The sequence below is a fragment of the Bacteriovorax sp. PP10 genome (assembly GCF_035013165.1).
GTDB classification, from domain to species: domain Bacteria; phylum Bdellovibrionota; class Bacteriovoracia; order Bacteriovoracales; family Bacteriovoracaceae; genus Bacteriovorax; species Bacteriovorax antarcticus.
Genome location: NZ_JAYGJQ010000001.1, coordinates 462,688 through 481,886 on the forward strand (window position 1 = coordinate 462,688; position 19,199 = coordinate 481,886).

Here is a 19,199-nt window from a genome sequence, read left to right on the forward strand (position 1 = left end):
TTATTAAGGAATATGGACAATGTTTAAAAGAGTTTTAGACTGGTTTTCAAATGATTTGGCAATCGACTTAGGTACGGCCAATACTTTGGTTTATGCAAAAGATAGAGGGATCATTGTTAATGAACCTTCTGTAGTTGCAGTTCACCAGGGACCTAAAGGGCAAAACAGAGTTTTAGCTGTAGGGAAAGAAGCTAAAGATATGCTGGGAAGAACTCCTGGATCTATCAAAGCAATCAGACCAGTTAAAGACGGGGTTATCGCAGACTTCGAAGTTACACAAGCGATGATCAGATACTTCATTCAAAAATCACTTACAGGTTCAAAGCTTATTAAGCCAAGAATCGTTATTTGTATCCCTTTCGGAATCACACAAGTAGAAAAACGCGCAGTAAAAGAATCAGCTGAACAAGCTGGAGCTCGCGAAGTTTATCTAATTGAAGAGCCAATGGCAGCAGCGATCGGAGCAGGTCTTCCAATCACTGAACCATCAGGGAACATGATCGTTGATATCGGTGGTGGTACAACTGAAGTTGCGGTTATCTCTCTTGGAGGTATCGTTTACTCTAAATCAGTTCGTGTTGCTGGTGATAAATTCGATGAAGCTATCGCTTCATACATCAAGAAAAAATACTCTCTTCTTATTGGAGAAAGAACTGCTGAAGCAATCAAGATTGCAATCGGTAATGCTTATCCATTCGATGATGAAGTTAAAACTTACGAAGTAAAAGGACGCGACCTAATTGCTGGTGCTCCAAAAATTATCGAAGTGACGAGTGACGAAATCAGAGATGCTCTTGCAGATCCTGTTTCAGAAGTTGTTGAAGCAATTAAAATTTCATTAGAAAAAACTCCGCCTGAACTAGCTGCTGATATCGTGGATAACGGAATCATTTTAGCTGGTGGTGGTGCTCTTCTAGCTAACCTTGACGTACTAATCAAAGAAAAGACAGGTCTTCCAGTATCAATTGCTGAAGATCCTCTTACTTGTGTAGTTAGAGGTTGTGGAAAAGTTCTAGAGTCTCTAGAGCTTCTAAGACAAGTAACGATTACTTAAGATCAGAGAGAGGCTAGGATGGCTTCAAATTCGCTAAGAGCGAAAATTAACTTTATTAAATTAAATCAAGAAGAGCTATCGGCCAAGATAGCTCTTTTAGTTTCAGATGGATCCAGAATTATATTCTGGAAGACGGCCCCTCGTTATTACGAAGGTAAAGCTGCTTCATTTGAGCTTCGTCAGAAAAAAACCTATTTAACAATCGGTGATTGCAATATCCACTTACGTCTAGTTGGTGAGCGCATCTGTTTTAATTTTACCGTCAATGACATTGATTACTTTCTTCGCGGCCAGGTGATGGAGCAGTTAGAAGATAATCTACAGATGATAGTAGAATTAGAAGAGCATTGTTTCAGAGTGGAAAAGAGAAGTAGAGAAAGACTTCTGACTTATCCAGTGTATGAAGTTTATGCTTATTTAAAATATCAAAAAGCACCTGACACAAATGTTGTGTTCTTTAATAAAAAAGAACAAAAAAACCGCGACTTCTTTTCTGAAATTGATAACATTCAAAAAAATAAAATCAGAGCTCTATCGGATGAACTTCATGTAGAAGATACAGAGGATTTGATCGGCTTTAGAGTTGAGGATATTTCGTCTTCTGGATTGAGCTTTTTTGCCAATACAAAAGAGAAAGAAAATATTCTGGATGCTCTGGAAGAAAATAAATTCTCATTGATGCTGAACTTTGAAATGCAGGTATTTAATCTTGAAGAGGCCCATGTGGTTTATAAGATTAGTTATATCAATTCTCAATTTTCAGGAGTTCCGATGTATAAAATTGGGATCACTTTCAAATCAAGTCCAAGCTTAAAGAGAAAGATTGAAGATATTTCAGGAATCACTGTTGATTTAGTGGATTACCAAAAAGAATTCGAAGAGTTCATAAAAAATGAGTAAGTACCTTGCTGTCGCTCTATTCATGATGACTTTAGTTTCTTGTGCGAGAATGTCTCAGAAAAACCCCAAAGAAATGTTAGTTAATCATGAAGATCAGTTCAATTACACTGATAAAAATGGCCAGTACAGCGTGAAGATTTCATCTGGTCTTGATAAGACGGGGAAAATCTTTTTTACTAAAAGAGTGATGGAACTTCCGAGTCGTCAGAAAGATAAAGCGCTTGAGCAAAGTGTGGTGCTTTCATCAATTGGATCATTAAAAAAGAAGATGATGATTTTGAGACCGAAAGCTTCTCAATACAATGTCTGGTTTGATGGAAAAAAATACACTTCAGAGTTAAAAATCAATACAGCTAAAAAAGCGATTGATGTAAAGATGACCAGCCCTGAGTCTCAGTGGAATGGTACAAAACAAGTTAAATTTCCAAACTCGAGAACTCTTCCATGCTTTTTCTCTCAGGTTATTGAGTGTGCAAAAGTTTCAGGATTTATCAATAAGGCCTCAGACAAACAAACGGGAACAATGAACTTAATGATTATTTGGGAAGGTTATCCTTACCTGAATGAGACTTTCAGTGATTTTCCCAATGAACTATTTTCAGAAGCTCAACTTGAGTTCGATGGAAAAACGAAACAGGCCGAACGTCGCTTCAACCTTAGAGTTGGCGGACAATCAATTTTTTATGTTCTCAATGATAAAGATGTCATGACTAAAATGTTTTGGGTAAGCCAGGGCATCACGATGGTGAGCAAGTCTTCAAAGAATGCTGAGCCGGAAGAGGCAGGCGATTTTGAGTAGAATTGTACAAAAAGCACTTTATGCTTTGATGACAATTTTTGTGGCACTCACAACTATCTTTTTCGTTATCCGCCTTTCTCCAGGAGATCCGATTGAAACGGTTCTGGGACAAAAAGCGACTCAGGAAGAAATCACTAAATTAAAAGCACAACTTGGATTGGATTTACCGGTTGCTACTCAGTATAAAAACTATCTGGTAGGTCTCGTTCATGGTGATTTAGGAAAAACGATCTTTGGAAATAATGATGTTAAAGAACTTCTAAGAGACAGAATGAGGCCAAGTATTTTACTGGCCGCTGTTTCAGTTACACTTGCTGCCTTCATAGGTATTTTCCTTGGCATGTGGGCCGGTTATAGAAAGAATAAAAACTTTGATAAATTCTCCAGACTGATTTCCTTGTTTGCACTTTCATTTCCAATCTTTTCACTAGCTCCCTTAATGGTGCTCCTTTTTTCCATTAAGTTAAATTTGTTACCCGTATCTGAATGGACTTCATTCAAACATATGATTCTTCCAGTGATAACTCTAGTTATTCCACTAGGTGCAATTGTCATGAGAGTGACCCGAAATAAATATCTTGAAGAGGCCAATTCACAATGGGTAATGGTGACGAGATCGAAAGGGCTAAGTGATATTTCAATCCTCGTGAGAATTTTAAAAGTCTGCTTACCTACTATTTTAAATGTCGTTTCAATTCAGCTTTCAGTGGTTATCGCTGGAACGATGATTACAGAAACAATTTTTGATATTCCTGGGATGGGTTCTCTTTTATTTGATGGAATCCAAAATCGCGATTATCCAATCGTTCAAGGTGTTATTGTTTATTCAACTGTCATGTACATGGTGATCTACTTCTTAATTGATTACATCAATGAAAAGTTAGACCCAAGAACTCAGAGTTAGTATGGGTAAATTTACCAAAGAAATGAAATGGGGACTGAGCATTTTATCACTTTATGTGGTGTGGGCACTGTCGTGGTTTGTTTATAGATACACTATTAAAGGGACAATCTTTAAACCTTACATCCCCGAACTGGATATGAAAGTTGAACTTGCTTTGCCTTTTACTAAAGGTCTCACACTCGGAGCGGACCTCTTAGGAAGATCTCTTTTAGAAGTTTTATCTGCAGGATTAACATACTCTCTGAGTTTGTCTTTAATTGTAACCATTGCAACAGCATCAATTGGAATCTTGATGGGCTATATGGCCGTCAAAGCTCCAAGCTGGTTTAAACTCATTTTCGATATGGCGATCAATTTGGTTTTTATTTTTCCAAGCATCTTAATTGCGATCATGATCATGGCCGTCACTGGGCAATCAATGAAGGGATTAATTTTTGCGATGATCATCACCGGCTGGCCCGGATATGCCAAGATTGCTCGAGGAGAGTCTAAACGAGTTTTGTCTTTAACGTATGTTGAAGGTGCAAGAGCGATTGGTATTGGAGAAATCAGATTATTCTTTACGGTTATTATTCCAGCAATTTTACCAGTAATGATTGTTAATATGGTTTTGGGAATAAGTGGTGTTATAATTAGTGAAGCAGCATTAGGATTTTTAGGATTAGGCGGAAGTCCGTACTCTTGGGGAGCGATGCTCTCGGCGGCCAAAACAGTTCTGCTCGAAGCTCCGCATATTGCGATGATTTTGAGTTTAACAATGGCCGGATTAATTATTGGATTAAATTTATTAGGAGATGGGTTGAGAGATTATCTCGATCCAAATAAAGGTTAAGTATGAATCAATTAGGACAATTAGTTTTTACAGGACTTTCAGGTTTAACTCTTACGGATGAAGAAAAAAAGTTCATCGAAAAAGAAGATATCGGTGGAGTTATTTTCTTTTCAAAAAACTACGAATCACCAGCTCAGTTAGCTGAGTTAGTTAATAGCATTCAAAATCTTAGAAAAGAGTATCCACTTTTTATCTGTACTGACCACGAAGGTGGAAGAGTTGTAAGATTTAAAACTCAGTTTACTCAATTTCCTCCAATGTTAGAGATCGCAAAACTTGATTCACCAAAGCTGGTGTTTGATGTGGCAACGATCATGGCAGAAGAGCTTTTAGCTTGTGGAGTAAACCTAAATTTAGCTCCTGTTTGTGACATCTGGAATAATGATCAAAATAAAGTTATCTGGGATAGAGCATTCGGAAAAGATCACGAAACAGTTTCAAAATTCATCTCCAGTATGATCAGAGGATTTGAAACAAACCATTTAATGTCTTGTGCAAAACACTTTCCAGGACATGGAAATACACTAAAAGATTCTCACTACGATCTTCCAATCGTAAAAAAATCTCTTGAAGATATCAGAAATGAAGAACTTCAACCTTTCATTAAAGCAGTGAAGGCAAGAGTTGATATGATCATGATGGCCCACATAATTGTGGAAGACATCGATCCTGAATTGCCATGTTCACTTTCCCCCAAAGCTCACGCAATTCTAAGAAATGAATTAAAATACAAAGGACTTATTCTTTCAGACGATATGCAAATGGGAGCGATCACTGCTCACCGTGGAACAGGTGAAGCTGCCATGATGGCCATTCGTGCAGGGAGTGATTTAGTCGAGTATAGAGATATGGCCGAAGCTCAATTAGGTCTTGAAGGACTTAAAAAAGCTCAAAAAGATAAAACAATCAAAGCAGCTGAGTTCCAAGACAGGTTAACTCGTATTGAAGAAGCGAAAAAAGCTTACTTCACAGAATACAAACCAATCTATATCCCGGATTTGGAAAAAAAGTTTAACCGCAAACAGAATCAGCAATTCGTAGAAGATTTAAAAAAGAAAATCGCCGAGTTTAATAGCAGAGCTTAGTTCTCTGCTATTAATCCTACGGGACAATATTTCCACATCATAGAGCACTCATCGAGTTTTTCATTTATCTGATATCATTAAGTTATGATGGAGATAGAATGAAGAAAGTCTTGTTATGCATAGGCTTGATCCTTTCGATATTTACTAGCGTCAATGTATTTGCTCAGTCGTACGAAGGTATGACTGAAAACAAAATGATTGAACTATACAAGCAGTCCTGCGAAACAGAGCAGTTCGCGAACTGCTATCAACTCGGTCTTATCTATCAAAAATATCCAGAAACAGTTTTTGAAAAAAGTGAAGAAGGCGCTCCTAAAAAAACAGGTGCTGTTCTCGCAAAAGAATATTTTAGAAAAGCTTGTTCTGGAAATGAGAAAGAAGCCTGTAAAGAATTAGATGGAAAAAAAGTTTATGAAGGAGCTTCGCTACTTTATTACTTCGGATTAATTCTCGTGGGTCTTGCCGTATTCTTGATTTCAAAAACAATTTTTCAGGATGAAGATCAGTTTCAGGCGCAGGAAAAACTTGAAGACAGCAAGACTCAAGTCGATGAGATCGCCAAACACGGAATTATCCTTAGATACTCAAGACCATTTTTTAAACGTTACTTTAGTCCAATTGTCTCGGGGATGAAGAGTAAAAAAACGTTCAAAGAAAAATACCGCAGGAAACTTGCGGCCGCAGGTCTTACAAATATTTTAACACCTGAAGATTTTTTCGCTTTCAAGCTTTTCCTTATTGTAGGGTTTCCGATTCTCTTTATGGTGATCAGAACTTTCCTTGAAGAGACGTGGCCACTTCAATTTATTCCATTAATTGCTCTCGTAGGATTTTTCTACCCGGACTTTTGGATTAAAGGAAAAATTGAAAAAAGACAAAAAGAAGTTATTCGAGCAATGCCATTTTGCGTGGATATGCTTGCCCTTTCAGTTGAAGCGGGACTGGACTTTATTGCGGCAATGGCAAAAGTTATTGAGAAGGCGAAGGCCAATGCTTTAACGGAAGAATTTGAGATTCTTATTCGCGAAATTAAGATTGGAGCAAGTCGTGCGGAAGCATTGAGAAACCTTGCCTGGCGAATTGACCTTATTCAAATTTCATCTTTTTCGGCAACATTAATTGCAGCGGATTCAGTCGGGGCCTCTATTGGACCGATCTTAAAAGCGCTGGCGACAGAAATTCGTCAGAAGAAATCTTCTGAAGTTGAAAAGGCCGGAGCGACTGCGGCCACTAAAATTTTATTTCCAATGCTCTTTTTGATTGTTCCTTCAGTTTTAATGATCGTTTTCGCACCGATCGTTCTGGAGGTCATAAATGGAAAATAAAATTTATAAGTTAACTCATCAGGATGGTTCTGTGATTTGTCAGAAGATGACGGCAGCAACCAATATGTTTTCCAGAATGCTGGGCCTGATGTTTTCATCTGGGTTACCGGAGAGTTGTGATGGATTTTTAATCACTCCATGTAATTCGATCCATACTTTTTTTATGCGTTACTCATTAGATATTTTGTTTATTGATAAAAATTTTAAAATAGTAAAAGCGATTTATGGTCTGGCCCCCTGGAGAATGACCTGGGTTTATTTTAAATCCAGACATGTTTTGGAAATGAAAGCAGGGACAATGAAAAAAGGGCTGAATGCCGGAGATAGTTTAGAGGCCATATGTATAAATTAGTAGTTGTCGGTGGAAAATTAAGAGGACAAGAGTTCATCCTAAAAGATGGAGAGAACGTTTTAGGTAGAGACTCTGCCTGCGATGTGCATTTTCCAGTTGAAGGAGTTTCAAAAAGACACATGAGCATCACTGTTGCTGATGATGTTGTTTATATTACCGATTTAGGAAGTGCTAACGGTACCTTCTTAAACGGAAGAATTATTAAAAAAGCGACGACTAAGACGGGAGATAAAGTAGGTCTTCCGAATTCGATTCTGCAAGTTGTGTATGTTCAGGAAAAAATCGTTGTTGTTAAAAAGAAAGTAGCTTCTCAAGTTCTTAGAGAAGAATCAATCGACGAGATGTTAAATGGAGGAACTCCTCCTGATAATATCGTTGGGAAGATTTTCTGGTTATTCAAATATAAATTGATGCCAGTTATTCATGGTGTGAACCAGGAATATGAATGGCGTATTCTTCTGGCCATTTTTACGGCCGCTTTCGCTCTTATCACAATTACTTTAACGATTGGCCCGGTTCTTCAGGATTCAAAAAACGTTTTAATGAACGAGATTAGAATCCGCGGGACTCACTATGCTGATGAGATCAGCCGTACCAATACCAAAGCTCTTGAGCAAAAAGCATTAGAGAGAGTTGATACATCTTTCCTTGATGGTGACAGTCAGGATGGGGTTGAGTCTTATGAGTTATTCGATTTAGATGGAAGGGTGTTAAGACCTATTTCAAGATTAAATGAATATACAAGTGATCCTGTGTCTATCCAGATTAAAGAATGGTTCTCTAAAAATAAGAACATCAAAGATGCAAGAATTCTCATGCTCGAAGGTGGGAAGATCGGTATTGGAAAGCAGATTTTTATCTACGATCCAAAAACGGGAACTCAGGAATCAGTTGGTATCATTGCCATTAAGTTTGCACCGACCACTCTGACAGCTGAGGCATCAAAGAGTACAAGACTTTATCTTGAATCTTTAATCACATCACTCTTGGTGGGAATTCTATTCTTTGGAATTGTTTATTACTTGACGTTGAGACCAATTGAAGAATTGCGTTTTCAAATTGAAGAAGGCTTAAGAGGAAGAAGAAGAAGTGTGGAAAGTAAGCTTCTCTTTGAAGAGCTTGGGCCGGTAAGAAATGCAATCAATACAGGGTTACAGAGAATTCGTGAACTTCAACGTGATGAAAGTGACGTTGATCCAAATGATATTGAAGGTGATGACTCTTACGTCAATACACTTCTGGAATTTATGAATGGGGCACAAGGGCCGGTTATTGTTTTAAACTCATCAAAAAATCTGGTGAAGATTAACACTCCTGCTGAAGATGTTTGCGGGATCAGACAGAACATGTCGGCCGGCATGAACATTTTAGATATTACTAAAGAGCGCGGTTTCGCTGCAACGTTAATTGAATTATGTGACAACTCTGCAAATAACTCGGGGTCAGCACAATCAGGGAATTATGAACTTCAAGGGAAGGCATACATTATCTGGGTTAATTCAATGATGGGTAAAGATGGATTTGCTAAAGGGTTTTATATTTCATTCGTACTAGATAATTAATAGGAAAAGATGGCAGCAAACGTAAGAGTAACGACAGAGCTAAAGAGTCCAAGTGAAGTTGGCGTGCACTATCGTTTACTTTGCATGACAGGACCCAATAAAGGAAATGTTTATTACCTGACAGGTAAGCGTGTTGTTATCGGCCGTGGTGAGACTGCCGACATTCAGATTGTAGATGCTAAGATTTCTCGTGAGCATGGTGAATTATCGTTTTCAGAAAATGCTTATACGATCACTGATCTTGGAGCGCAAAACGGAATCATCGTTAACGATACTAAGATTAAGCAAAAGAAGCTTAATGATGGTGAGAAGATTGTTATTGGGCAGACAGTGTTTAAGTACAATGTCATCAATGTGGCCCAGTCAATGGAAATGCTGATTGCTGAGGCCACGCCTGATTCGGCCATGGCCAAAGAAATTAAAAGAGGAGTGAAGGTAAAAGTTCCTCTGAAGAATCTTAAAAATGAAGTTGAAGAAAATTATAAAATAGATAAACCGGTTAACGCGAATGCGACCAGCAAATCGAAATTTTTAATTTTTGGTATTATTTTGATCGCCATCGTTTTTATCTTCCTAGGCGGAGATGACAAGCCGGCAGCGACAGTGAAAGCAACTGGAAAGGTCAATCCGACAGATCTGGAAATTTTTAATGAATCAGTTATTGTGAAGGCCACGGCCGATGACCCTGAAACAAAGAAAAAACTGGACGCTTTAATTCACAGTGGAAGAAGAGAGTTCAGGGAAGGAAATTATTTTAGAGCAATGGAAGAGTTCCGTCTGGCACTTCTGATAAGCCCGAATAACGGACAAGCAAGTTTTTATTTATCTAAGGCAAAACAAAGATTAGATGACGAGATCAAAAAGAACTTTGAAAAAGGGGCGCAGGAGCAGGATGCAAAAAAATACCAATCTGCCATCGTTTCTTTTTGTAGTGTAGTACAATTAATTAAAGAGTATCCGGATGACGAAAGATACAAGACTGCGATGACTAATCTCAGTGCAATTGAGTCAGCTTTAGGAATGGAAAAAGGTGAAATTAAGTGTTTCGAAGAGAAATCAGCCAATTCAGGAAATTGATTTAGGCAAAGACGTTCTCGCGCATGACTATTCAGAAACCATTTTTTTGATCGGAAGATCAAAGGACTGCCATATTGTCCTCGATGATAAAAAAATCTCGAGAGAACACGCACGTATTATTCATAGAAGTGGGAAATGGTTTATTGAAAAAACCAACCCTGAAAATGCCTGCCAGATTAACGGTGAAGAGTTTACTCGCCATGAACTAGAAAAAAATGATGTGTTCACGGCCGAAGGCTTCAGTGTCACTGTTTTATCAGATGTATCAGAAGCCCCGGTGGAAAGTTCAATTTCTACAGATCAGGTTGTGGTACAACAATCAGCTGGTAACAAAACAAATACTGCCATTATTCCACCAGATCCGAAACCGGCGACGCGCTCAAACGCAACGTCGACAGATTTAAATATTTCAGCGGCCAATCTTGAAGAAAGTGTTGAAGATGACCAGAACGCCACGAAAGAAATCAATCTGGAAAATGTTCAAGGCGAGCAGGAATACTCAAATAATGATGACCTGAATTTTGCGGATTCTTCAGAGGTCGACTTATCATCAGGTGATTTATCAGAAGGTGAATCTCTTATTGATCAAAATACCGATGCTGATTTTGTTATCGATGGAGGCGAGCTTCCAGTCGAAGACGAAAATGCTTACTCTTTAGAAAATATTGATAGCGGCAATGATGATGAAAGCACAAAAGTCATGCAGTCGTTCGCCTCTGTTTACCTGGAACTTTTTGGTGATACGGCCCCATACGACAGATACATTATTGAAAAGGATCAAGTCTTTATCGGACGTGACCCGGCGAAATGCCAGATTGTTTTAAATGACTCTGAAGTTTCTACTGTCCATGCTGTTATTACAAAAAATAATATCATGCTGACTTTAGAAGATTTAAATTCTTCAAACGGAACCATCTTTAAAGGTGACCGTATCAATAAAGTTATGTTGGGCCACAATGACGAATTCGTTATTGGTGGAGTGACATTTACGATAAAAATTCGTTCTGAATTCTTAAAGGATGAAAGTTCGACTTTAATGGCCGTTGATGAAAATCAAACGGTGGAAGTTGAAGAAATTGTCGAAGTTCAAGCAGAAGAAGGCGAACACTTAGATGCTCTTGGTGGGACGGTTTCTGACGGGCCTCAAGAAAAATCTCTTATTAAAAGAATTTGGAAAGATGAAGCAAAAAGAAAGAGACTGATTATTGGTGCAGTCGTGCTTGTTGGTCTTTGGGTTTTCCTTGATGAAGGTGAAACGCCACAACCTAAAAAAGCTCCTACTAAAAAAGCATTAGTCAAAAAGCCTATTGGTAATCTTTCTCAAAAGAAATTAACAGATGAGCAAAGGCAATCGTTTTCGGCCTTATATGAAATTGGAAAAGATCATTATAACCACGGACGTTATAGAGAAGCTCTTAATGAACTTCAAAAGATTGCTGCCGTTGATCCGAATTTCAATTCAAACCTTCAGCCTTTAATTTCTTTTTCAAAAGAAGGATTAAAGAAGATCGAAGAGGAAGAAAAGAAACGTCAGGCAGATATCGCTTCAGCAGAGAGAAAAGCAAAAGTTAAAGCTTATATTGAAGAAGCACGCCAATATGTTAAAGACCGCAGGGTCGATATGGCCAATAAGACTTTTAACGAGATCACTCAGCTTGAACCGGAAAATCTTGAAGTTACCAGAATGAAAATGGAGCTTGAAGACTGGCAAAAAGAAAAACAAAGAAAAGAGCTGGAAGAAGCTCAGAAGAAAAAAGAACGTGAAGATAAGGTTGATAAATTAAAACCAGGAAGAACACTTTACCTTCAAAAAGAATGGTTTAGAGCTATCAGTAAACTGGAAGATTTCCTTCGTATCAAAGATATGGATGATGATCTTACGACTGAGGCCACTGAGATGTTGAAAGTTTCACGAGATGAATTGAATTCAGCCGTGGCCCCATTAATTGGAAAAGCGAAATCCCTTTTAGAAGGCCAGGACTTAAAAGGTGCTTATGAAGTTTACCAACAAATTTTAAGAATTGAGCCTTCAAATGCTGAATCTCTTAATCAGGTTGGGGATATCAGAGAGCAGTTGGCCAATAGAGCGAGAAAGATTTATCGCGAGGCCATCATTGCTGAGTCGTTGAGTTTATTCCAGGATGCCAAAGAGAAATTCCAGGAAGTTCAGCAGATTTCACCGGTGGATAGTGATTACTATAAAAAAGCATCTGAAAAACTTCGCGATTATTTGGATTAATTTATGATTGAACTAAAAAGTTATGGAATGCAATCGCACCAAGGCCCACATTTAAATTTAAATGAGGATCTGGTTGATGCTGACCTGGTTAATAATTTATTTATGCTGGTTGATGGTTTTGGTGGATCGAATATCGGTGACCGTGCGGCCATGATGATCAGAGATACTTTAAAGCGTTCATATACTAAAATCGCTGTAGACCCGGAAGCAACCCTTCCATTTTTTTATAGCCATAAATATCTGATCGAAGGAAATGCTTTGATCAATGCTTTTCAAACAGCTCACCAGAACGTGAACAGAGACAATGAGAAAAAGAGTTTGGATAACCGCGGAGGAGGCTCTGTCATTGCAGCAGCTGTGGCCGAGAATATACTTACTTTAGTTTCAACCGGGAACTGCGTAGCTTATCTTTATCGTAAAGGTCATATGAGCATTGAAGTCCTTCCGGATTCACTGGCCAGTCTGAGCCGAGATTCATATCAGTCTTATCTACATTCAGTTCCGATGAGTGGTATTGGTCTCTTTGAGGACCTTCACTACAATGTGAGAGAGTTAAAAGTCACTGAAGGTGATGTTTTGATCATGCTTACTGACGGAGCTTACTCAAGACTAAACATGGAAGAGATAAAATATATTGTAGAAACCAATCTTGAAAGTGAACTCGATGCAATTAAAGAGTTGTTTCGACTTTCAAATGATCGAGGCAATCTCGATAATCAATCAGCAGTCATCTTACAATTTTAATAAGAGACTAGATTAGTCTGGTAACTTATGAAATTTAACATTGATTAAGAAGCTGATTTAGTTGAGAATAGTTTAAAGAGGATGAAAATGACATCAAGAGTTTTAGTCGCAGACGACAGTTTAACGATTCAAAAAGTTATCGGGATTACACTTGCTAATAGTGGATACGAGCTGGTTGAGTGCGTGAATGAAGAAGAGCTGTTTAGAAAAATTGAGTCTAATCACTTTGATCTTATCCTTTTAGATTTTAATCTTTCAGATTCTAGATCTGGTTATGAATTATCAAAACAAATTAACAACGTTATGCCAGGAGCAGCGATCATCGTTATGCTTGGTACGTTTGATTCTATTGATGAAGGACAATTCGCTTCATGTGGTATTTCAGATAAAATCGTAAAGCCATTTGAAAGCAGCAAGTTCATTAAAAAGTGCCGCGACCTTCTTGAAGGAGTTCGCCCGACACCGGTTTCCTTATCAGAAAAGAAATCTTTCGATGAACCAGCAACTGATTTTTCTGCAACAAACTCAAGTGATGACCTGGACCTTTGGACAGTTGATGCTCCGGCCATGAAACATACAATGGATTATGAGCCAACTGAACCGGCCTATGGCCACGAAACAAAAAGCCTTGATCCGCTTTCAAGTGAAATTGAAGGATGGGGTTTTGCTCAGCCAAATAACCTTGAAGATAAATTCCAAAAATCTTTCCCACCAGTAATTGAAGAATCGGAAAATGTTCTTGATAGACTTCAGTCTTCTTCAACATTCATGCTTGAAGAAAACGAAACAGTGGATCACGATGAAACAGATCCATCGTTTGAAGTTCCTGTAGATTTAAAAAGAAATTTATTAACTGAAATTGACGAAGAGATTTCAGCAGAGGCCTTCTGGGCCGTAGATGAAATTGTTCCGGTTAAAGCAGAAGAGTACACAGACATTGTTGAAACAAACCTTGATGAAGTAACAGCTGACTTAACAGAAACAGTGCAAGCATTCAAAGAAAGTGAAAAAGCTGCAACGAAAGTTGTTCCAGCAACTCACCACGAAGACGCCGATACCATTATTCACATGGATCAGGACGAGCTTGTGGAAAAACTAAAAATATCTCTGCGTCCAATGATCGAAGAAATGGTGAGAGAGTTCTGTCGCCAGTCTGCTGAGAAAGTGGCGTGGGAAGTTATCCCTGATCTTGCAGAGAACTTGATTAGAAAAGAAATCAAAGATATCTCTGATTCAGTTCAACACTAATTTAAAATTTTAAGCGAGCTTGCGAGAAATGATCTGACTTCATTGTCGATTTCGACAAGGGCTTCGCCATTTTTTCCAATCCCCATGAATTTTCCAGTGTAATCATCACCGTCATCATCAACATTCACCATTTTTTCAATGTGAATGCAGGCATTGTAAAAGCGAGCTTGCAGGTCAGCTGTATCAGAAATACGATGTTTTAAAATGAATTGATAAAGTTTCGCAGGAATATCTTTTTGATCAGAGGCCTGTAATGAAATTGCATCGGAAACATTTCCCAGACCATGTTTGTAGTGGGCCGGAGCATCGGTGACTGGAAGGCTTCCCAGATTAAGTCCAAGTCCTGCAATAACAGTTTCAGTATTAATGTATTGAGCGATTATCCCACCACATTTTTTACCTTCAGTTGTTAATAAATCATTAGGCCATTTCAGTTTAATAGAAATGTTGTATTCAGATTTTAAAAATTCAATTGCAAGAACTCCAATTTCAATCGGAGTAAGAGTGGGAACAGGATTGGGCTTCATCGTGAAACTCATCGCTAAACTATTTGCGTATGAATCCCATTGACTGCCTTTTCTTCCAATACCAAGTGTTTGTTCAGATGTTGTAATCAGGATTTCATCATCATGAGTCTTTAATTCAACCAAATTATCGCGAAGATAAATTTGAGTAGAGTGAATGGTACTAAAATGCGTATGGTACATTGATATTTAATGTTTATTTCGCTTAAAATAGCGTAACTATAATTCTGAATTTCTAGCTAACCTAACTCAAAGGAAAAATAATGTCATCTTTTGCCCACATTATTGAACGTAACGAACCACGAAATATTAAGTACACAGTAAATCCTAACCCTTATGCCAAAGGCTCAGTTATTGTCGAGTGCGGTAATACTAAAGTTTACGTTACAGTAACTGTAGAAGAAGGCGTTCCTCCATTCTTAAAAGGAAAGGGAGAAGGCTGGTTGACTGCTGAATACTCAATGCTTCCATCGGCAACTCACTCAAGAAATAGAAGAGAGAGAAATGGAGCAAGTGGTAGAACTCAAGAAATTCAAAGACTCATTGGTCGCGCATTAAGATCAATTGTTGATATGAAAAAATTAGGTGAGCGCACAGTTCAAATCGACTGCGATGTTATCGTTGCTGATGGTGGAACTCGTACAACTTCAATCTCTGGAGCTTACGTTGCTTTAAGCCTCGCTGTTAAAAAATTAATGGCCGATGGATTACTGAAAGAAAGCCCGATCATCGAACAACTTGCTGCTATCAGTGTTGGTATCAACACGAATGGAAAAGCGATTGCTGATTTAAATTACGAAGAAGACTCTACTTGTGAAACAGATATGAACGTCGTGATGACTCGCTCTGGGAAATTCGTAGAAATCCAGGGAACAGCAGAGAAAAATCCATTCTCACACGATCAAATGATGGCCCTTATGGAATGTGCAAAAAACTCTCTTGATGTAGTTTTTGCAAAACAATCTGAGGTTTTAGCTTAATGATTGAATTAACCTTAGCTTCAAGTAATGCACACAAGGCCGAAGAGTTTTCTGAACTCTTCGATCCAAAATTAATTAGCGTGAAACCTGCTCCATCGAAAATCGATGTCGTAGAAGACGGTGAAACATATTTTGAAAACGCACTCCTTAAAGCAAAAGCTTATTACGATAAATTTAAAGTCCCGGTCATCGCTGATGATTCGGGATTAAATGTAGCTGCTCTTCCAGACGAATTAGGACTTCATTCAGCTCGCTTTGGTGGAGATGGTTTAACAGATCGCGACCGCGCTGAACTGCTTTTAAAGAAGCTCGATGGCGTCGCTAATCGCGAAGCTTACTTCAGCTGCGTTTTATGCGTGTACTTTAACGACAAAGAAATTTTCTATTTCGAAGGCCGCATGGCCGGCGTGGTTGGTTATACGTATCGCGGCTCAACAGGTTTTGGTTATGACCCGGTTTTCATCCCTACTGAAAAGATGGAAGAAGGGCTTACTGTCGCGGAACTACATGAATGGAAGCAAAAGAATTCACATAGATCAGTGGCCGTAGGTTTTGCTCAAAAATTCCTGGGTCAAAGAATTTAGAAAAAGTCTTTGCCAATTAGTCTTTCGTGCCATATATATTGTAGCCTATCTTTTATGATTTTCTTTATTGTCGGAGCGTAGCGCAGTTTGGTAGCGCATCTGCTTTGGGAGCAGAGGGTCGGAGGTTCGAATCCTCTCGCTCCGACCATTTAGAAATCATTATCTTAAAAAAATCTCATTACATTTAAAGAACAAAAAAATTAAGGCGAAATCTTAATTGGAAAAAATAATGTTCGTGAACTTTGATAGTCTGAAATGAAAACACTTTCTTCAAAACAACTTACGCCATAAGGCAGATTAAAATTTCCAGCATTCGCATTTTTTCCAGAGTAAGCAAGAATTCCCGTTAAACTATCTTGCCCGATAATTACATCGGGACTTGGATTATTTGATATAGGTATTTGATTAAAAACCAGTAGCCTACTATTTCCAGTATCGCTAACGATTAATCTTCCTGAGTCTGTGACACAAACTCCTCGGGCCAGGTTTAAAGCAGAAGCTGATCCACTAGTAAAATCATTATGACCAATAACTACATCGGCAGGGGCCTGATTCACAGAAGGAATTGAGTTCCAGATTAAAACGCGATTATTAAATTGATCTGCAATAATCAATTTCCCCAAGTGTATCTTAACAAAAAAGGGCATATACAATGAACAACGATTTATTCCCGCGACGTTGTCACATGTTGCAGTGTTTGGCCCATTGTTAGATGTATTTGAAATAAAATCAGGCTGCCCTAAAACAACATCGGCAGGAGCTTGATTCGTCGATGGGAATGAATTCCAAATAAGAACTCGTTGGTTTGAAAAGTCAGTGACAATTAGATTTGTTCCATCTGATGCCAGCCCTATCGGTTCAAAGAGACTACATTTATTAATTCCTAAACTACTTCCACATAGAGCGGTGTTAGGCCCATTGTTAGGGGTATTAGATGTGAAGTTAGGTTGCCCTAAAACAATATCCGCTGGCTGCTGATTATAAGCAGGAATAGAATTCCAGATGAGTACTCGATTATTTGAAAAATCTGCAACTGCTATCTTGTTACCAACTCGGATTGCACCCATTGGTGAACTTAAACTACAAGCGTTGGCTCCTATGACTCCTCCACAAGGAGCAGTGTTAGGTCCATTGTTGGGCAGACCAACAACTGAGTCAGGTTGACCTAGTGTAATTCTGTGAGAGTCATCATCGAGTGTAGTCGGGAGTCCTGTTTCAAGGAGAACGCGATTATTGTATCGATCGACGATTACAGTGTAAGTTCCATCGTAAAAAGCTTCTGATGTCCTAAAGAGATCATTGGATGCCGAACCAAATTTACCGGGCATTGTTTCTGAAAATGTTTTATGGCCTAAGATTAAATCAGCAGTTGAAAAGCTTGAGAGAGAGCTAAATCTTAAAACTCTGCTGTTGTAACGATCAGCTACCCATAATTTATTATTATAGAGTTGAACAGATTGAGGCAAATTTAACGATGAGTTTGATGGATATCTTGCACCTTTGTGAACAAGTTTAGCAGTAAAAGAATCTTGTCCTAGGACGATATCCGCTGGTGTTTGATTAGTTGTTGGAAATGAACTCCAACCTAAGATACGGTGATTTGTATAATCGGCGACAAATAAATTTGTACCATCTGTATCAATATCTAAAGGTGTATTGAAAGAGCAAGAATTGACTCCAGCAACTCCACCACAAGGGACTGTTGCCGGGCCTGAAGTAGATGCAGTTGTAAAACTGGCCTGTCCTAAAACAATATTAGCAGGAGTTCCATGAGTAAGTGGGATACTGTTAAAGATTAAAACACGATTGTTTCCGGCATCGGACATGAGTAGTTTTCCACCAGAATATGTAAAATATAGAGGCTTGGAGAATGAACAAGCATTTCTTCCCGCGGCTCCACAACCAGCACTTAATGGCCCATTGTTAGCAGTAGAGCTTACAAAATTTGGCTGACCAACAACACTATCGGCCGGTTGTTGATTAGAAGTCGGCCATCCATTCCAAATAAGTAGACGACTATTTTCTTGATCTAAAACTATAAATTTATCTTCGACGAAATGGACTTGAGAAGGTTTGTTCAATGAACATGCATTGGTACCAACGACATTTCCACAAGCAGGAGTATTGGGGCCATTATTAATAGCATTGGATGCAAAATCAGGCTGACCTAAGACTAAGTCTGCAGGTTGAGCGTTAGTTGTTGGAAACGTATTCCAAATTAAGACGCGGTTGTTGAAAGTATCACTGATAACAAGTTTTACTCCATCAGACCAAACGCTTCTTGCATTATTAAGGGATGATTTTGAAAGAGTTGGATAATTAATGGCCGTTGTAAATTCAGTTGGCTGACCTAAGATGATATCAGGAGAAGTATAGGGAGAAGTAGGGATAGTATTCCAGATGAGAACCCTATTATAGGAAAAATCACTGACGAAAAATTTTCCTCCCATAACTTTAACAAATGTAGGTTGAGAGAATGTTCGTGAGCGATACAGGTCTCCGCTTTTTGAGTCGGGTTGTCCTAAAACCAAAGAATATGTAAGAGCGTCTTTGGCAGTTAAGCTTGCTTTTTTTCCAATTAAATTTACATCGGCCAGCGCAGCTATTCCGCCGTTGGAAGGAGGTGTGCATGTGATTTCATTGTTAGAAATATGATTCAGATTTGAGCAGGTCTGATCATTGATTGTTATAGATTGAACATCATTGAGTTCTGTTCCAGTAATATTAATCGAGTCTCCGCCATTCGCATTTACATACTCAGGGAATATTTTAGTGACTGCTATCGCTGATTTATTTCTCAGAGAAGGAATGGTGATTTGTGATACGGGGATGCATGACTGTAAGCAGACAAAAATAAAAAGACTATAAACTATTTTTTGAGCGGAAATCATCATAATATCGTTCTCATGTACTCCAATCTCTATCGGGTTTCATTTGGAAAGTTTGAGTATTTGACTTAGATAAAAAACGATATTTTAGATGTTTGGCCC

At 38.5% G+C, this 19,199-nt stretch carries 17 protein-coding genes and 1 tRNA gene; 16 read left to right on the top strand and 2 right to left on the bottom strand.

Annotated features, from left to right (window positions below; genetic code table 11):
• Positions 1-19: 19 nt before the first annotated feature.
• The 13 genes from SHI21_RS02245 to SHI21_RS02305 all read left to right on the top strand — a co-directional run bounded on the left by SHI21_RS02245 (position 20) and on the right by SHI21_RS02305 (position 14,121).
• Positions 20-1,054, top strand: a complete 1,035-nt coding sequence (locus tag SHI21_RS02245; protein ID WP_323574489.1) for a rod shape-determining protein — start codon at positions 20-22, stop codon at positions 1,052-1,054.
• An 18-nt stretch (positions 1,055-1,072) separates the two neighbouring features.
• On the top strand, positions 1,073-1,954 hold the full coding sequence (locus tag SHI21_RS02250) for a hypothetical protein (protein ID WP_323574490.1): 882 nt from the start codon (positions 1,073-1,075) through the stop codon (positions 1,952-1,954).
• Complete coding sequence (locus tag SHI21_RS02255; protein WP_323574491.1) at positions 1,947-2,753, top strand: hypothetical protein; 807 nt, start codon at positions 1,947-1,949, stop codon at positions 2,751-2,753. Before SHI21_RS02250 ends, SHI21_RS02255 begins: the two co-directional genes overlap by 8 nt.
• Positions 2,746-3,657, top strand: a complete 912-nt coding sequence (locus tag SHI21_RS02260; RefSeq protein WP_323574492.1) for an ABC transporter permease — start codon at positions 2,746-2,748, stop codon at positions 3,655-3,657. The genes SHI21_RS02255 and SHI21_RS02260 overlap by 8 nt, the downstream gene beginning before the upstream one ends.
• Before the next feature lies 1 nt (position 3,658).
• Positions 3,659-4,489, top strand: coding sequence for an ABC transporter permease (locus SHI21_RS02265; RefSeq protein ID WP_323574493.1), 831 nt, complete (start codon positions 3,659-3,661; stop codon positions 4,487-4,489).
• Positions 4,490-4,491: 2 nt separating this feature from the next.
• Positions 4,492-5,574: a beta-N-acetylhexosaminidase gene (gene nagZ / locus SHI21_RS02270; RefSeq protein WP_323574494.1), complete on the top strand. Its 1,083-nt coding sequence runs from the start codon at positions 4,492-4,494 to the stop codon at positions 5,572-5,574.
• Positions 5,575-5,672: 98 nt separating this feature from the next.
• A complete protein-coding gene (locus SHI21_RS02275) occupies positions 5,673-6,899 on the top strand; it encodes a type II secretion system F family protein (RefSeq protein ID WP_323574495.1) in 1,227 nt (408 codons plus the stop codon).
• A complete protein-coding gene (locus SHI21_RS02280) occupies positions 6,889-7,251 on the top strand; it encodes a DUF192 domain-containing protein (RefSeq protein ID WP_323574496.1) in 363 nt (120 codons plus the stop codon). Before SHI21_RS02275 ends, SHI21_RS02280 begins: the two co-directional genes overlap by 11 nt.
• A complete protein-coding gene (locus tag SHI21_RS02285; RefSeq protein WP_323574497.1) occupies positions 7,239-8,813 on the top strand; it encodes an FHA domain-containing protein in 1,575 nt (524 codons plus the stop codon). The genes SHI21_RS02280 and SHI21_RS02285 overlap by 13 nt, the downstream gene beginning before the upstream one ends.
• 9 nt (positions 8,814-8,822) lie before the next feature.
• Positions 8,823-9,890: an FHA domain-containing protein gene (locus SHI21_RS02290; RefSeq protein WP_323574498.1), complete on the top strand. Its 1,068-nt coding sequence runs from the start codon at positions 8,823-8,825 to the stop codon at positions 9,888-9,890.
• Positions 9,844-12,129, top strand: coding sequence for an FHA domain-containing protein (locus tag SHI21_RS02295; RefSeq protein WP_323574499.1), 2,286 nt, complete (start codon positions 9,844-9,846; stop codon positions 12,127-12,129). The genes SHI21_RS02290 and SHI21_RS02295 overlap by 47 nt, the downstream gene beginning before the upstream one ends.
• Before the next feature lie 3 nt (positions 12,130-12,132).
• Positions 12,133-12,873 carry a PP2C family protein-serine/threonine phosphatase gene (locus tag SHI21_RS02300; RefSeq protein ID WP_323574500.1) on the top strand — a complete coding sequence of 247 codons (741 nt, stop codon included), beginning with the start codon at positions 12,133-12,135 and terminating at the stop codon, positions 12,871-12,873.
• An 87-nt stretch (positions 12,874-12,960) separates the two neighbouring features.
• Positions 12,961-14,121 (top strand): response regulator, encoded by a 1,161-nt coding sequence (locus SHI21_RS02305; RefSeq protein WP_323574501.1) that lies wholly within the window; start codon positions 12,961-12,963, stop codon positions 14,119-14,121.
• Here SHI21_RS02305 and SHI21_RS02310 read toward each other — a convergent pair.
• The gene (locus SHI21_RS02310) at positions 14,118-14,828 is read right to left on the bottom strand and encodes a biotin--[acetyl-CoA-carboxylase] ligase (protein ID WP_323574502.1); all 711 of its coding nucleotides are present in this window, start codon (positions 14,826-14,828) and stop codon (positions 14,118-14,120) included. The two genes, SHI21_RS02305 and SHI21_RS02310, sit on opposite strands and share 4 nt — an antisense overlap.
• Before the next feature lie 80 nt (positions 14,829-14,908).
• Here SHI21_RS02310 and rph point away from each other — a divergent pair, with 80 nt between their 5' ends.
• From rph to SHI21_RS02325, 3 genes are all read left to right on the top strand, one after another.
• Complete coding sequence (rph, locus tag SHI21_RS02315) at positions 14,909-15,625, top strand: ribonuclease PH (protein WP_323574503.1); 717 nt, start codon at positions 14,909-14,911, stop codon at positions 15,623-15,625.
• The gene (locus SHI21_RS02320) at positions 15,625-16,209 is read left to right on the top strand and encodes a non-canonical purine NTP pyrophosphatase (RefSeq protein WP_323574504.1); all 585 of its coding nucleotides are present in this window, start codon (positions 15,625-15,627) and stop codon (positions 16,207-16,209) included. Before rph ends, SHI21_RS02320 begins: the two co-directional genes overlap by 1 nt.
• A 71-nt stretch (positions 16,210-16,280) precedes the next feature.
• A tRNA-Pro gene (locus SHI21_RS02325) sits at positions 16,281-16,357 on the top strand.
• Positions 16,358-16,409: 52 nt separating this feature from the next.
• Here SHI21_RS02325 and SHI21_RS02330 read toward each other — a convergent pair.
• Entirely contained in the window at positions 16,410-19,103 is a 2,694-nt protein-coding gene (locus SHI21_RS02330; protein ID WP_323574505.1) for an IPT/TIG domain-containing protein, read from the bottom strand.
• Positions 19,104-19,199 lie beyond the last annotated feature (96 nt).

What these genes read in the sequence shown, in the direction of transcription:
- SHI21_RS02245 (WP_323574489.1), top strand. Translation starts at nt 20, where the DNA reads ATGTTTAAAAGAGTTTTAGACTGGTTTTCAAATGATTTGGCAATCGAC.
- SHI21_RS02250 (WP_323574490.1), top strand. Translation starts at nt 1,073, where the DNA reads ATGGCTTCAAATTCGCTAAGAGCGAAAATTAACTTTATTAAATTAAAT.
- SHI21_RS02255 (WP_323574491.1), top strand. Translation starts at nt 1,947, where the DNA reads ATGAGTAAGTACCTTGCTGTCGCTCTATTCATGATGACTTTAGTTTCT.
- SHI21_RS02265 (WP_323574493.1), top strand. Translation starts at nt 3,659, where the DNA reads ATGGGTAAATTTACCAAAGAAATGAAATGGGGACTGAGCATTTTATCA.
- nagZ (WP_323574494.1), top strand. Translation starts at nt 4,492, where the DNA reads ATGAATCAATTAGGACAATTAGTTTTTACAGGACTTTCAGGTTTAACT.
- SHI21_RS02275 (WP_323574495.1), top strand. Translation starts at nt 5,673, where the DNA reads ATGAAGAAAGTCTTGTTATGCATAGGCTTGATCCTTTCGATATTTACT.
- SHI21_RS02280 (WP_323574496.1), top strand. Translation starts at nt 6,889, where the DNA reads ATGGAAAATAAAATTTATAAGTTAACTCATCAGGATGGTTCTGTGATT.
- SHI21_RS02285 (WP_323574497.1), top strand. Translation starts at nt 7,239, where the DNA reads ATGTATAAATTAGTAGTTGTCGGTGGAAAATTAAGAGGACAAGAGTTC.
- SHI21_RS02290 (WP_323574498.1), top strand. Translation starts at nt 8,823, where the DNA reads ATGGCAGCAAACGTAAGAGTAACGACAGAGCTAAAGAGTCCAAGTGAA.
- SHI21_RS02300 (WP_323574500.1), top strand. Translation starts at nt 12,133, where the DNA reads ATGATTGAACTAAAAAGTTATGGAATGCAATCGCACCAAGGCCCACAT.
- SHI21_RS02305 (WP_323574501.1), top strand. Translation starts at nt 12,961, where the DNA reads ATGACATCAAGAGTTTTAGTCGCAGACGACAGTTTAACGATTCAAAAA.
- SHI21_RS02310 (WP_323574502.1), bottom strand. Translation starts at nt 14,828, where the DNA reads ATGTACCATACGCATTTTAGTACCATTCACTCTACTCAAATTTATCTT.
- rph (WP_323574503.1), top strand. Translation starts at nt 14,909, where the DNA reads ATGTCATCTTTTGCCCACATTATTGAACGTAACGAACCACGAAATATT.
- SHI21_RS02320 (WP_323574504.1), top strand. Translation starts at nt 15,625, where the DNA reads ATGATTGAATTAACCTTAGCTTCAAGTAATGCACACAAGGCCGAAGAG.
- SHI21_RS02330 (WP_323574505.1), bottom strand. Translation starts at nt 19,103, where the DNA reads ATGATGATTTCCGCTCAAAAAATAGTTTATAGTCTTTTTATTTTTGTC.